The 14,502-nt window shown below is 45.3% G+C and carries 11 protein-coding genes; 2 read left to right on the forward strand and 9 right to left on the reverse strand.

The window, feature by feature from the left end; translation table 11 throughout:
* Window positions 1-4: 4 nt before the first annotated feature.
* The 5 genes from A8140_RS21105 to A8140_RS21120 all read right to left on the reverse strand — a co-directional run bounded on the left by A8140_RS21105 (window position 5) and on the right by A8140_RS21120 (window position 8,515).
* The gene (locus A8140_RS21105) at window positions 5-2,254 is read right to left on the reverse strand and encodes a proprotein convertase P-domain-containing protein (RefSeq protein ID WP_005535221.1); all 2,250 of its coding nucleotides are present in this window, start codon (window positions 2,252-2,254) and stop codon (window positions 5-7) included.
* 9 nt (window positions 2,255-2,263) lie between these two features.
* The gene (locus A8140_RS21110; RefSeq protein ID WP_005535220.1) at window positions 2,264-4,420 is read right to left on the reverse strand and encodes a TonB-dependent hemoglobin/transferrin/lactoferrin family receptor; all 2,157 of its coding nucleotides are present in this window, start codon (window positions 4,418-4,420) and stop codon (window positions 2,264-2,266) included.
* Entirely contained in the window at window positions 4,421-6,433 is a 2,013-nt protein-coding gene (locus A8140_RS21115) for a prolyl oligopeptidase family serine peptidase (RefSeq protein ID WP_005535219.1), read from the reverse strand.
* 378 nt (window positions 6,434-6,811) lie between these two features.
* Window positions 6,812-6,985, reverse strand: a complete 174-nt coding sequence (locus tag A8140_RS25480) for a hypothetical protein (RefSeq protein ID WP_005535217.1) — start codon at window positions 6,983-6,985, stop codon at window positions 6,812-6,814.
* A 186-nt stretch (window positions 6,986-7,171) separates the two neighbouring features.
* Window positions 7,172-8,515, reverse strand: a complete 1,344-nt coding sequence (locus A8140_RS21120) for a DEAD/DEAH box helicase (protein ID WP_005535215.1) — start codon at window positions 8,513-8,515, stop codon at window positions 7,172-7,174.
* A 422-nt stretch (window positions 8,516-8,937) separates the two neighbouring features.
* Here A8140_RS21120 and A8140_RS21125 point away from each other — a divergent pair, with 422 nt between their 5' ends.
* Entirely contained in the window at window positions 8,938-9,186 is a 249-nt protein-coding gene (locus A8140_RS21125; RefSeq protein WP_005535213.1) for an Lpp/OprI family alanine-zipper lipoprotein, read from the forward strand.
* A gap of 26 nt (window positions 9,187-9,212) precedes the next feature.
* Here the strand turns inward: A8140_RS21125 and A8140_RS21130 are convergent, their stop codons facing one another.
* Genes A8140_RS21130 through A8140_RS21145 form a run of 4 tightly spaced genes read right to left on the reverse strand, consistent with a single transcriptional unit; the run spans window position 9,213 to window position 13,329 of the window.
* Window positions 9,213-10,139 (reverse strand): L,D-transpeptidase family protein, encoded by a 927-nt coding sequence (locus tag A8140_RS21130; protein WP_005535211.1) that lies wholly within the window; start codon window positions 10,137-10,139, stop codon window positions 9,213-9,215.
* A 6-nt stretch (window positions 10,140-10,145) separates the two neighbouring features.
* Window positions 10,146-11,561 (reverse strand): deoxyribodipyrimidine photo-lyase, encoded by a 1,416-nt coding sequence (phrB, locus tag A8140_RS21135; RefSeq protein ID WP_038863518.1) that lies wholly within the window; start codon window positions 11,559-11,561, stop codon window positions 10,146-10,148.
* Window positions 11,562-11,585: 24 nt separating this feature from the next.
* Window positions 11,586-12,389 (reverse strand): MerR family transcriptional regulator, encoded by an 804-nt coding sequence (locus A8140_RS21140; protein ID WP_005535330.1) that lies wholly within the window; start codon window positions 12,387-12,389, stop codon window positions 11,586-11,588.
* The gene (locus A8140_RS21145; RefSeq protein ID WP_005535333.1) at window positions 12,379-13,329 is read right to left on the reverse strand and encodes a YbgA family protein; all 951 of its coding nucleotides are present in this window, start codon (window positions 13,327-13,329) and stop codon (window positions 12,379-12,381) included. The genes A8140_RS21140 and A8140_RS21145 overlap by 11 nt, the downstream gene beginning before the upstream one ends.
* 396 nt (window positions 13,330-13,725) lie before the next feature.
* Between A8140_RS21145 and deoD the strand changes: the two genes are divergently transcribed.
* A complete protein-coding gene (gene deoD, locus A8140_RS21150) occupies window positions 13,726-14,436 on the forward strand; it encodes a purine-nucleoside phosphorylase (protein WP_005535335.1) in 711 nt (236 codons plus the stop codon).
* The last annotated feature ends 66 nt before the right edge of the window (window positions 14,437-14,502 follow it).

Consider the following 14,502-nt stretch of genomic DNA (forward strand, 5'->3'; position numbering starts at 1 on the left):
TTAATTAACGAGAGCGAATCACTCTCACCATTGAAAGCAGGAAAAGTCCTAACAAGGTCCAAGGCGAACTACTGCCACCTGAACCACCACTGCTTTCTTTAGTGGTATCAGCACTACACTGATACTGAGCAAAGTGACTCACACCCCACTCTTTCAACACCCCAGAGTTCCCTGACACGCGGTCAGACACTTCGAGACGCCAAGTTCCCCAACTCGGTTGACCGACAAGTGCTTGTAACTCCTCGTCATACTGAGCTGTGAAGTAACCTTTAAATCCATTGGTATTGCTTGATTGATGGCCAAGTAGCACGACCGATTTGCCTTGTGGAGACACAAGCGTCACTTGCAGATCTTGCAGTGAGTCATGTTCGATGTTCAGGTAAACCGCAAACGAATCATCAATCGTGAGTAACTTATCCGATAGCGTCTGAGAGAACAGTCTGTCGCCCTGCTCTGGCAAAGCGGAATTCACTGATTGAGGTTGGATATCGAGCTCTGGCGTACCATTAACCAGCATCACATTTTCACTCCACTGGTGAGTCTTTAAGCCTTCTGCAAATTGGTAATCCAATGAAATAGAGGAATCGAATTGCGTGCCACATGTCAGACCGCTTGGTAACGCCACCTTCATTGAGGTCGAGTCAGAAAGCGTTTCATCAAAGTCGAAAACGGATGCATTGTTTAGCTGCCATTGCCCTTTGATGCTCGCTTCGCGGCCAGTTTGGCTCAGGCTCACACCCACGTCTTGACCTTGTGCGATGTATCGAGCGTCATAGCGAACGCTAAGAGGCGCTCTAAGCAAGTTGTGTTTGTTGAAGCTGTCTGTCAGGAATTGGGCGTAATCTTTATTTGGGAACAAAGTGTTTGCGGCAAACACGGTCGATTCTGCAAGATCATGCATTTTCACGCCACGACCAATGCCGTACATGCCTTCAAGTACTATGGCGTCAAACTCGCGGAACACGCTATCGGTATCATCACCGTATCGTTCAACCGATGCTTTAAGCGCTTGGAATAGTGGCGTTGACCATAGCTCGTCACCTAGTTCACCGCCCACACTAACATGCGCTGGATACTCTGAGCTCTCGAAGTAACGTGCTCTTTGGTTCCATAAGCTACGAGTTGTTTTGCGTGTTCCGAACACACCGTCCCAGTTGAACACCATATCTAACTCGAATTCTTGACCGCGACGCGAAGCATCCAAATATTGAGTGCGGTAGCTCGCGCTGCCCGCCCAGTAATCAGCAAAACCTTCTGCGATAGCACCAGTGTGACCGTACGCCCAATCCGGTACGATTTGGTAATGAATGCCATGCCCAAGCTCGTGTATCACTACATCAGCATCGACTGCATCCGGAGAAACACCACCGACACCCAGCATGAGTGCTTTCGGGCCGTAATAGTAAGTGGAGTTATCTTTTGATAAACCGCGAGCGTCAAAACGGAGCGGTTCGTCAAACAAGTCGTAAGTTAGGCTTGTCAGATATTGGATCGAACTATCAAGGTGATAAAAAGCCATCAACTGTGGGAACGCATTGTCACCAAACTCGGTGTTTTGCATCTCATCAACACTGTCAAATGCTTGAACCCCTTCTGCGCTGACAAAGTCAAACGTATCGAGTACAGGCGCTTCACCAGGTGCTGGGGCTGCAAATAAGCCCGTCGCATCCACTTGCTTCAATCTTGGGTTAGAGAGATAGAACTTGCCGCCCGACTTTAAAACCTCAATCGACTTGGTGACGTACTCGATCGGCTGAGGGTAATCGGCCAGTGCTGACCACGTCGATTCTGGTGCCGCTTGCTGTTGCATAGTGCGCAGATCTGGGTTGAATAAAGAAACCTCAACATCAACCAGATTTCCAGAGCTCAAAGCGGGCGGCTCTTGTGCTTGCAGTTGACGAGGCGATTCCAATTCCATTGCAACCGTTGGTTTACCGTTGCGAATTATCGTATCTTCAAGGCTCTTAAACACTCGCACAACGTGATGATTTTTATCGGTTGTTACTACGAGGGTGCGCTGTGCTTGATATTTACCGTTTCCCCAAACATCAAAATTGTAATGCTCACCAAGCCGAGACTGGGTTTTGTAACGGAACTTAAACTCGCCCGCTTCTGAGTAGTGGCTGTCTAGATAAGTTTTCGCTTGCGCTTCATTCGTTACCACAGAGTCCGTTGCGGGATAATCCCACTCTGCAGCCTGCGCCGCAGGGGTACAAGCAATAAGCAGCGAAAACGCCAATGGTTTTAGCTTCATGATTTCGTCCTAGAATTCGTATTTTGCATTTAGCGTGAAGTAGCGCCCAGGCTCCGTTGAGTAGTGTTTATTTTCCTCAGCGATACCCGCTACGTCTTGGTATCGGATGTACTCTTTGTCGAAGAGGTTGACGACCGTCGCACTTAGGCGAAGATTTTTTGTGACATGGTATGTCGCACCAAGATCAACGGTGCTCCAAGAGCTAGTCTGCGCACAATCAACAGCCAACCCAATGTCGCTTTGGCAAGTTGGAACTCGATCCATAGCGTTCGCCCAACTTAGCAATGCATAAGCGTTAAAATCTTGATTGGTATAACGAACCTCTGCACTACCTTCCCAAGGTGTAATAGTGCGAATGTACTCATCCTCTGAATCTTGGCCGTCTACGTAACCCACTTTTGTAGATACATCCCACTTTTCAGTAACTGCATAGCCAGCCGACAACTCAAATCCATAAGTCTCAACACCTTTGAGATTTTGGTATTGCTTGATATCAATATCCGTTGCTACGCCGTCTTCTGTCACATGTTTCCCAACATTTTTGACATCAATAAAGTTTTCAAACTTGTTGTAAAAAGCAGCAACAAATAGGTGAGCTCGACCGTTGTCAAATTTATTACCAATTTCAAACGAATCTGAAGTTTCAGCTTCCAGATCTAAATTAGGGGCAATATAAAATGGAGTAAGAGGGACGAAATCATGATTCACATAACCGTATGCCTTATCATATTCAGGAGCTCTGTAACCATGATCATATGAAATATAAATAATGTTGTTTGCGAACACTTCTCGAGAAATCGACAAGCTAGGTGAAATTTCAGAACTATCCATGTCTTTTACAGCAAAACCTTGGATCTCATTCTGGCTGTCAGGCGTTAGACTGTGAGCATCAAAGCGAATACCTCCAGTAATTGTCCACTTACCCAGTTCCACCATATCTCGAAAATACAAGCCTAAACGATATGCACGTGCCGGAGCGAAAGGTTCTTTATCTTCAGGTTTCACGCCATTCCAATCAACTATCATCTCATCAGATACTCGTTCATAGTAATCTGTCGAAAGATCGAGACCATAAGCCAGTTTATGCTCAGCATTACCAGTATACATCGTGTGTAGAAAATCAGCTCTGTAACCTAATGTTTGGTCGGTATAAGTTTTGTGGTCAATATCACGACGCCTAACGAGAACACCATTTTGGTCGGTTTGATACATTAATCGATTTGTATCTTCGACGACTTCGGTATAACGCCAATACACTTGTGTATCTAACTCTTCAAACCACGTAGGCTCGTTCGGCATAATTTCTGCACCAAAGTAAGCGCTATAGGTCTCGCTCGTTTCATCCTCATAAAAGTCTTCGATCTTCCAAAGACCATCCGGCTGTACCGAAGGAGCACCCTCAAGTCGTTCTTGGTTCTGGGCAAATAAATTAGCATTCGCTTTCAGCAGTAGTTCATTACTGTAGAAGTGGTTAATGGTATACGCCGCGCTATAACCATCAATTTCCCGATTATAAAGGTCTTCATTGAAGTTACGGGTTTCCTCGCCTTGCCAGTAGGATCCGGTCAGCAAGCTCTCAGTATCACCCGCACGAAATGCTAGGTTGCTCGTACCTTTATACTTGTTGCTAATGTTTGTGTGAGTACCCGATACATCAGTATAAAAGTTCTTGTCTTTTAGGTAGTAACCAGGCTTTTTCGATTTAAGAATTACCGCTCCACCAATTGCGCCCGAACCATGTACAGAAGAACTCGCACCTTTAATGATTTCTAAGGACTCAAGGTTGGATAAATCAAAAGTATCTCGCCCAACTGCTTCATTAATGTCATTCGCACCGAAGCCATCCGCAGAACGAATGCCGTCACGAACGATCACAATGCGGTTACCCGTCATACCACGGATGGTAATGTTTTGCGGACGTCCTGCACCGCCCGTCACGCTTACACCAGGTTCGTTGCGCAGCACATCATAGAGCTCAGTTTCGCCTCGCTCTTCGATTTGCTCGTTTGTGATAACCGCAACACTACCTGCCACTTTTGACAATGGCTGATCGATTTTATTGGCGGTTACGACCACCTCTTCCATTGAGAAAACCTTAGATTCGGCGTGCACTTGACTGGCAGCAAGTACCGAAAGTACTGCCGCTGACACTGGGGTAAGCTTCATTTACTGCTCCGCTTTAGATGTTTTAATGAGTGATAGTAGAAATGCGTATTCCTTTGCTTGTTGCTCTCTTGCCTGCCTTGGATCCATGCGGTGGCCAGAGTGAAAGTCCGTTTGCAACAAATAAGGGCCTGTCGATTCACTGGTCGACGAAATTTGAGCGAGATACTTCGCGCCTTCCCAATAAGGCACACGTTGGTCGTTTAATCCGACTTGAACCAACATGGGTGGGTAAGCGTCTTTATGAATATTGAGAATAGGATCATAAGCTTGCATCGCTTTGAGCTGCTCTGGGAGTGTCGGATTCCCCCATTCCCCATATTGTTGTGCAGTAAGTGGCAACGTCGTATCGGACATGCTAGCAACGACATCGACAAACGGAACCTTCATCACCGCGCCAGCAAACAAATCAGGAGCTTGGTTGATGGAGCCAGCAACCAAAGTACCACCAGCACTCGATCCAATCGCGTAGACATCACGTTCACCACCATCAAAGTGTTTAAGTGCTTGCGCAGCTGCCGTGAAATCATTGATAGAGTTGGCTTTAAGAACGCCTCGGCCTTGCTCGTGCCAGTCGGCACCAAAGTAACCGCCACCACGAACATGCGCTATCGCGTAGATAACGCCTTGATCTAGTAAGCTCACGGTTTGAGGCATGAAGTAAGGTTTCATGGTAAACCCGTAAGCGCCATAGCCGTACAGCACAACAGGAGCGTTGTCGCTGAGCTTATCTTTGCGGTAAGCAAGAGAAACCGGCACTTCCACACCTTGACTTTTGACCATAATGCGTTGAGAAACATAATCTTGGCTAGAGAAGCCGTGATAAACATCTTGCGAGAGATTTGTCTTTATCTGTGCTTTAACATCAAACTCTTCCCACAACGGCGGTGTCGTCATCGACATACTACGAATGCGGATTTTGTTAGAGCGGTAATCACCAAGAGTGCTCAACCAAGCAACGCGCCCATCCGACTCTAACGGAAGCATTTTTTTCGCAGTACCATCGTAAGAGTAAACCGAGATTGTCGTTTGATTGTCTTGCTTGGTTAATGCCACAAGTCCCGCTTCATACAAATAGAATTGCTCTACGCCGTTTTCTGAGCGTAAGAAAGACTTCCAATTCGACTCAACAGTGTCCGCATGTTTCTCGGGCATCGCTGTTTCAAACAAACCAAACTGACCATTAAGGTTGCTGTTGATAAAGACTCTATCTTGAGCAACATCCGCATAATATTCCACACCAGATTCTGGTTTACGTAGCGAAGCCGTCAGATCGCCGGAATCAAGGTTTAGGATCTTTTGTTCGGTGGTCGACTCATTGTTACTTTGTACCAGTGCGAAACGCGCGTCGGCTGCGGGATAGAAGGACATGATCCAATCAGTCTTGCCCTCTTGCCAAAGTACTTTCTGCTCATCGGTTTGAGTGTTAATTCGCACGATTTGGTAAGGACGTTGAGTTTTCGCTTCCTTTGATACAACGAAAGCAAACTTGCCATTTGGTGAGAGGAGAACACCATTGTCCACATTGCTAATCAGTTCGTGCACTCTGCCATTATTGAGCTCCACCAGCAAAGCACGGTATTGCTCACTGCCATCAATATCTTCAGTAAACAGCAATGAATTGCCTTGAATACGCCATTGACCGATTTGGAAATATTGACGTTCTTCTTGGCGAGAAGAAAAATCGTAAACCACGTCCTCTTGCGCATTTTTATCTGCTCGTGACAGCAAAACGAAGTTGCCTTGTCGGCGAGTTAGATTCCATTCTTGGCCGTTTTTAATCACCCAAGGCTTGTCACCTTTTTCTGCACCCATGGCTTCCCATTGGCTCAACAGGTGTTGAGTGATCTCGTTATAGCTTTTCTGAAATTGTTCTGTTTTCTGGTTTTGCTTCTTGAGATAAGAAAGGACTCGCTCATCTTGTCTTGAATCGTCTCTCAACCAATCAAAATTATCCGCGGCGACACTGGGTAAAGAGAGCGCTAAAAGCCCCAAAAAAACATGACTAAATTTCATACAAACGGCACAACTATTTATAGGATTAATATTATTTCGCGTATTCTGCCCCTAAATAGAAATGAGATCAATTATCATTTACATGTTTTCGTGATGTTTTCATCGGTTTTTATGATGCCAAACGTTTAAATCATGGAAGGATGCACTGAGATGCAAAGTCATTGATAGATAAGCAATATATTGCTGTGCAATTTAGAAGCTAGATATAAAAACGACAACTTTTAGGTGATAGCGTTCGCTTCTCTCTTCGTGGGGGTTTAACAAAGAAAGGTAACCTAGAAAACGTGGCTAGTTACAACCCATAGTAAAGCGAGAAATCCTACGAAGTAGAGTGAAGGAACGACAACCGATTTAATCAACGCCCCCATTTGTGACTTCTCAGTAATCATGATGATCGCCTCTGATAAACACCAATGTAAAACTCACCAATGCGATACATAGGAATGAAAACATTTCGACCAAGACGCTACGCTGATCCCACCCCAATGCTCTAGATTGCTTGTCCGTCAAACTCATATCGACTTGTTCTAACCATTGCTCTTCTTGATACATATTCTTGTCTCCTATTTCTGGATACTTATGCTAAGCAAAGATGGCGTTTAGAAAAATCAAAGACTATTGAACCTATGTTTAGGATTGATAAACATAAGAGGTTTTGAAGGCAAAATTCAGGCATAAAAAATCCGAGCTATTGAGCTCGGATTTGAAATCGTTTTGCGTCAGGTGCCAAGTGAAGGCTTAATCTTCAGAGCTTGGTGCCGCAGGCTTTTTCTTAGGGATAAACACGTTGTCACCCACTGCCACGTTTTGGTAGAAACCTTTATCGCGCTTAGCTGGCTTCTTCGATGTTTTCTTCGCTTGAGGGCGCGGTTTCTTAGTTTCTGTCTTCTTGTTACGGAAGTCAGGTTTACGCGGTTTCAAACCTTTGAATTTACCTTTCAAGTCTTCAAATACAGAGAAGTTCAAATCTTGTTGTAGGTAAGTTTCAACACGCTTAAAGCTGTCCCAGTCTTTAGGACCAACAAGCGACACTGCGTCACCTTTGTTACCCGCACGACCAGTTCGACCAACACGGTGAACGTACTCTTCTGTGTGCTTCGGCATATCGAAGTTAATAACGTGCGTTACTGTTGCGATATCAAGACCACGAGATGCAACGTCTGTTGTTACTAGGATCTTAAATACAGCACGCTCAAACTGACTCATGATGGTGTTACGTTGAGTCTGATTCAAGTTACCGCTTAGCGCGACCGCTTTAAGCTTATTCTCATTCAGCTTGTTCGTTAGACGCTCAGTGTCATCACGTGTCGCTGTAAAGATGATCACCTGACGGTATTCTGCTTCTTCAAGCACACGCTCCAGAATCGCTTCTTTGTGATCTAGGTGATCACACAAGTAGAATTTCTGAGTGATGTCTTTGTGTTCTTCGTTAGATACACCGATAGCGATACGCTTTGGCGCATTCAGCATCTCTGATGCAATGTCGTTCACTTCTGCGTGATCAAGTGTTGCTGAGAACATCAGAGTTTGACGACGACGGTGTTTCGCTGCTTTGTGAATACGACGAAGTTCTGGCGCAAAGCCCAGATCCAGCATACGGTCCGCTTCATCCAGAACTAATGTTTCCAAACCATCAAGGAATAGAGAACGATGTTCTAGGTGGTCGGCCAGACGTCCTGGCGTCGCAACGATGAATTTAGGGTAGCGACGTAGCGCTTTTACCTGATCGTTGAAGTTCTCACCACCCAGAATCAACGCTGCGTCGTAAGTCAGACCACCAAGCATTGAGCGAAGCTCGCCATATACCTGCTTTGCTAACTCACGCGTAGGCGCAAGAATAACCGCACGTGGGTCTTTTGCAGAAAACGACTTAGTCTTTAACGACTTGTGCAGCATTGGCAATACAAACGCCAAAGTCTTACCCGAACCCGTTTTCGAAGATGCCAATAGATCCTTGCCTGCAATCGCAACAGGAATCGCCTGCTGCTGAATGTCAGTCGCTTTTTTGAAATCGTAGTGTTTTAGGTTCTTCAACAATCGGTTGTCTAGGCCTAGATCTTTAAATTGCAAAGTATTCTCCAATAAATAATCAGCGTCTGAGCGCTTTTTCAGTGTCGTTTCCGCTCTAACGCAGCAAAAAATAAAAGCTCGGTATAATACCGCAAATCATAGGAGTATAGATAGAGATCACACAAACTAATTCCATTAGAAAAAATAAAGATTCATCTAAGAAACTTTCATTTGTGTAAATTTCGTCTAAATTATTGATATCAGGGAGTGGCAAAAGAGCTGCTGTACTACCTGATACTGGCGTTATCAGGTGAGTAATCGCTCACTTATGTAAGCTAAATGTTAGCGTCCGTATCAGGTACTCTATGAAATCCTTGGATTTCTTTGACTTTTGCTACATCATGTACTGATAGAATGTATTCACATTTAACACTATGACTATATGACACAAAACGTATAGCGTAGTACTTTCACTATAGGCAAGGAGTTCTAAAATGAACAAAACGTTGATCGCAGCTGCAGCAACTTCAGTACTTCTACTAGCAGGTTGTGCTTCTTCTGACGAAGCAGCAACAGCTACTAAACTAGACGAACTAAGCAACCAAGTTAGCCAACTAAGCCAAGACGTTCAGTCTCTACAATCTGACGTTCAAAAGTCTAACGACTCGGCTATGGCAGCTCAAGAAGAAGCTGCACGTGCTAACGAGCGTATCGACAACATCGCTCAGTCTTACACTAAGTAAGATGTGATTCCGCGCTTTAACGCTTGTTAAGGCGCGGTTATTTCTACTGGAACACCATTCTGCGCAGCAATCGCTGCTTTTGCTTTCGCATTCGTCATCCCATATTCATCAAGCCACCAATCCAACTCTTTCGGGATCTGTAGATGATCTTTCTCGCCATTACTGCGAGTCAATGGTTCATGCGCTTCAACAAACACACTGCGATCCGGTTCTAGCGTCACTTTTACAGGTTGATTGATGATTTTCACTTTTTCACCACGACGAACTTTGTCGAACAACCATTCGATATCGTTAGGATCCATACGAATACAGCCCGAACTAACGCGCATACCGATGCCAAAATCTTTGTTGGTACCGTGGATCAAGTACTCACCATGGCCATAGGCCAAGCGAAGTGCAAACATACCTAACGGGTTATCTGGACCTGCTGGTACTACTGCAGGCAAATCAATGCCCTTCGCTTTGTACTCTGCTCGAATCGAAGAAGGTGGTGTCCAAGTTGGGTTTGGGCGCTTTTGACTGATGCTCGTGGTCATTTCTGGCGTGTCGCGGCCAATACGACCAATCCCTACTGGAAAGATGTGTACTACGTTTTCTTTTGCTGGGAAGTAGTACAGACGCAATTCAGCCAAGTTGATGACAATGCCTTTGTGAGGGACATCAGGAAGGATAAGCTGAGTAGGAATCGTTAGTACGTGCCCTTCTTTTGGTAGAAAAGGGTCTACGCCTTTGTTGGCCGCCATTAACGCCAGCATGCCAACATCGTACTGCTTAGCAATGTTTGCCATGGTTTCGCCCTGTTCAACCACATGATTTTCCATGCGGCCTATGACACGAGCCCCATCCTCCGGTAATTCATACATCTTTGCGAATGACAAACCACTCACTAAAGACAACGATACAGACAACAGGGTTCGTTTAGCGATACTCATTGGACGCTTCTTGCTAGGCATCTCTCTCTATTCCTTGGCGTTTTTGAAGAGCCGTAAGGTTATCTCTCTTTCTACCTTGTGATCAACCATCGGCTTGTGATAATCCAGTAAATTAAAGCCGCTCCATAGCCATGGGTTGTGAATAAATTTGTTTGGTACCTGTTTGATTTCCGGCACCCAATAGCGAACAAATGCGCCATCAGAGTCAAATTTCTCACCCTGACTGATTGGATTAAAAATGCGGAAGTAAGGCTGCCCATCACATCCAGTAGACGCCGACCATTGCCAACCACCGTTGTTCGCAGCGAAGTCTCCATCCACCAACTTGCTCATAAAGTACGCCTCACCCCAACGCCAGTCGATGTGTAGGTCTTTGGTTAAGAAGCTTGCCACTATCATGCGTAGGCGGTTGTGCATCCAACCCGTCGTGTTTAGTTGGCGCATCGCAGCATCAACAATTGGGTACCCTGTTGTTCCAGTTTTCCAACGCTCGAACGCCGCCTCATCATAAGACCATTCAATCTTATCTTCCCAAGGAATGAAGCCTTTACCTTTCACCAGTTTTGGTTCAAACACTAATAAGTGTTGGTAAAATTCGCGCCAGATGATTTCACTTAGCCACGTCGCTTTCCCGTCCGTAAGGTCAGTATGTGGGTTCTCTGCATAAAGACGAGCAATACACTGTCTTGGCGACAGGGCACCAATGGCGAGATATGGAGACAATTGACTCGTACCATCAACAGAAGGAAGATCTCTTTTCTCTTGATAAGCATCGCTGCGCTCTCGCGCGAATTCTCGCAAGTGATGCACAATATCAATAGTTGAGTCGTACCATTGGTCACTGGATTCACGCGGGTAAGTGAAAGGTACGTCTGCATGGTAGCGATCGGCTTCAAGCGGCTGGATCACTTCTTGAGGAATCTCAGCTTGTGGTTGTGGTTTCGACACCATTGGCATTTGGAATTTCAACAACCAAGCGCGTTTGAATGGAGTGAATACCTTGAAATATTCACCTTGCTTGTTTAACACCGTGGTAGGCGCATGAACACATTTATCGTGGAAAGCTTCAAACGTGACTTGGCTTTTAGCTAAAACATCCGCTACTTCCCTGTCTAACGCTTGTTCGTTGACCTCATAATGGATGTTTGCCATCACGCTTTTCGCGTTTAACGATAATGCCCAATCTTTGATGACCCCTGTCACGTCAGAAAATTTGGGCACTTCTTTATATAGAAGCGGTATGTTGAGGTCTGCGAGTTCTTTATCGAGATGCACCAAGCGTCGCGCGATCAGGTCTGCCTGCATTGGCGCCATATTATGCTCTTGCCATTGTTCCGGTGTCGAAACAAAAGCAGCCACAACAGGTTGCCCCGTATCCAAGGCAGCCTTTAACGCTGTGTGGTCTAACGTTCTCAGATCACGTCGAAACCAAACCAGAATCATGTCCTCTCCTTATCTATTATTGGGCTAGTTAGCGAAATGAAGTTTCTCGATGACTTCAGAAAATTGAACTTGCTCAGGTGCTCGAGTTTGCAATGCGGTCAAAGCTTCCACCTGTTTGATCGGCAGAGCTTTGTTCGAGAAGAAATGCACTTGCTGATAACGAGCAAGTACATCATGCCCAATCAAACCAGACACATCTTCGACCTTGTCGATTAAGGTGATGTGGTAGCCTTGTTCACACAGTTTTGCAGCTTGAATCCAGCTCTCTGAGTCACGGGCTTGCTCGAAGCTCACCAGCAGACATTTCCCTTTAGACGCGGCTTTATTCTCTGAGTCCACCACTAGGGCGAGGCGAGTGATTAGACACGTTTGGAACAAACCAAGTTGCAATGAACGCAGCGAGACTTTCACTAGATCTAATGCTTCGAACACCGGATTGATCAGCTGTTCAATCACAATATTAAGTGGGTATTCTTTTAATACGTTAGACAGGAGCGTTTCCGTTTTGCCACGATTAAGCTCCGACAACGCTTTCAACATCACTTCAACTTCTTCCAAACGCTGGTTGTCTGTTGACACATCAACGTCTGAGTCTTGTCCTAGCAGTCCCTTCACTTTGCCGATAGCAACGCCCTTAGCCAACCAACCTTGAATCTCTCGTATTGTGTCCAAATCTTGCTGACGATATAGGCGATGCCCTTTTTCTGTTCTTTGGGGTTGAATCAAGTTATAGCGTCTTTGCCAAGCCCTCAGGGTGACGGGTTTTACGCCCGTCAACTCTGATATATCTCTAATTGCGTATAGTTTTTCTTCTTGGCTACAATCCATAACGAAGTCTCATCTCCTGTGGGTATGGTTCTAGATATTTCTGTTTTTGTAAGTACGCATCTGGGTACGCGTTGAGATAGTGCTTAATTAACGTTAGCGGCGCAAGCAGTGGTAATAACCCTGTGCGGTAGTCACTGATCACGGTTGCAAGTTCTGCTTTCTCGTCAGAAGTTAATGAGCGTTTGAAGTAGCCTTGTAAGTGCATCAACACATTGGTGTTATTTTTACGGCTAGCACGGTTTTGTAGTGCTTGCATCAAACCCAAGCGGTATTGGCTGTAAAACTCATCGATTTCATAGTTCGCTACATCAGCCACCAATCGACCAAGAGAACGGTACGACTCTGGGTGGTGCGCCATCAGCGTCAGCTTGTAGCGCGAGTGAAACTCGACAATCTTACCGCGGGTTGGCTCTCCACCCATTGACTCATAAAAGTCATTCAAACAATAAATACGCGTAATGAAGTTCTCTTTTAATACCGGATCGTTCAGGCGACCGTCTTCTTCTACTGGTAACCACGGCATTTTTTCCATTAACGTTTTGGTGTACAAACCAACACCTTCTTTTGCCGCATTGTTTTTGCTGTACACCTTTACACGTTCCATACCGCAAGTCGGCGACTTAGCGCAAACGATGTAACCGCACAGTTGCTCACCTTGTAGTTCGTTCACTTTATTTTCGGAATAAGCGAGCATGTTGTCTGTGTGGTCGTTGTCAGGATTTTTTGTCTCGACCAATGCAATACGTTCTTCATTGCTGACTAGGCGGATAGTCGGACGCGGCACAGACATGCCTACACCAACTTCAGGGCAAACTGGCACAAAGCTGAAGTAGCCGTCTAATTCCTTCGTTACGAAGTTGCTGATTTTATGTCCCGAATCGAAACGTACTCGTTCTCCAAGTACACAAGAGCTGATACCGACTTTGATTGAAGATTCCATAACGAAGCATCCTATACAAAATTTTTTGCTGTATAACTTATAGCAAGTCAATTAACATTGTACAAGAAAATAAACTGTACAATTTAATCGTTTTACTCATTCATATAGGATTTAGATCAGACGATTTGAAGAAAAAAATTTGAGGGCGATATAGGGGTTTTGTGCACGCAATAGACAAACTGCTCAAAAGCAAATCGATTGCCTTTTTGCTTTCAACAGATTTGGTTATCAACAGATTATTTAAACACTAGAACCGACCGTTTTGTGACTTAACTCTCAAGTCCCCTTGCCCTGTCCCGATATTATGGCCTCAACGAAAACGAACAAGTTCAACAGAATTGGTAATAGCATCTATAATTGACGCGTTTTACCTGAACAAAACTTTGGAGAGCACTTATGGCAACCCCACACATTAACGCACAACCAGGTGATTTCGCTGAAACAGTTCTAATGCCAGGCGACCCGTTGCGCGCTAAATACATCGCAGAAACGTTCCTAGAAGATGTGAAACAAGTTTGTGACGTTCGCAACATGTTCGGCTTTACTGGCACTTACAAAGGCAAAAAAGTTTCTGTAATGGGCCACGGTATGGGTATCCCATCAGCCTGTATCTACACACACGAGCTAATCGCTGAGTACGGCGTGAAAAACGTTATCCGTGTAGGTAGCTGTGGTGCAGTACGTGACGACGTGAAACTAATGGACGTTGTTATTGGCATGGGTGCATCTACAGACTCAAAAGTTAACCGTATCCGTTTCAACAACCACGACTTCGCAGCAATCGCTGACTACGGTCTTCTAGAAGAAGCGGTAAACCAAGCGCGTGCTCAAGAAGTTCCAGTAAAAGTTGGTAACGTATTCTCTGCAGACCTGTTCTACACACCAGAAGCAGACATCTTCGAGAAGATGGAAAAACTAGGCATCCTAGGTGTAGACATGGAAGCGGCTGGTATCTACGGCGTAGCTGCAGACCTAGGCGCGAAAGCACTAACTATCCTAACGGTTTCTGACCACATCATCCGTGGTGAAAAACTAAGCTCAGAAGAGCGTCAAAAGTCGTTCAACGACATGATGAAAGTTGCACTAGAAACAGCAATCAACATCTAAGAAACACCTAAGTATTAAATTGCAGCCGGAGCCTGACCGGCTGCACGAATTATCCCGAGGGGGCGA

Origin of the sequence: Vibrio campbellii CAIM 519 = NBRC 15631 = ATCC 25920, assembly GCF_002163755.1 — a bacterium.
In the GTDB taxonomy this organism is placed as follows: Bacteria; Pseudomonadota; Gammaproteobacteria; order Enterobacterales; family Vibrionaceae; genus Vibrio; species Vibrio campbellii.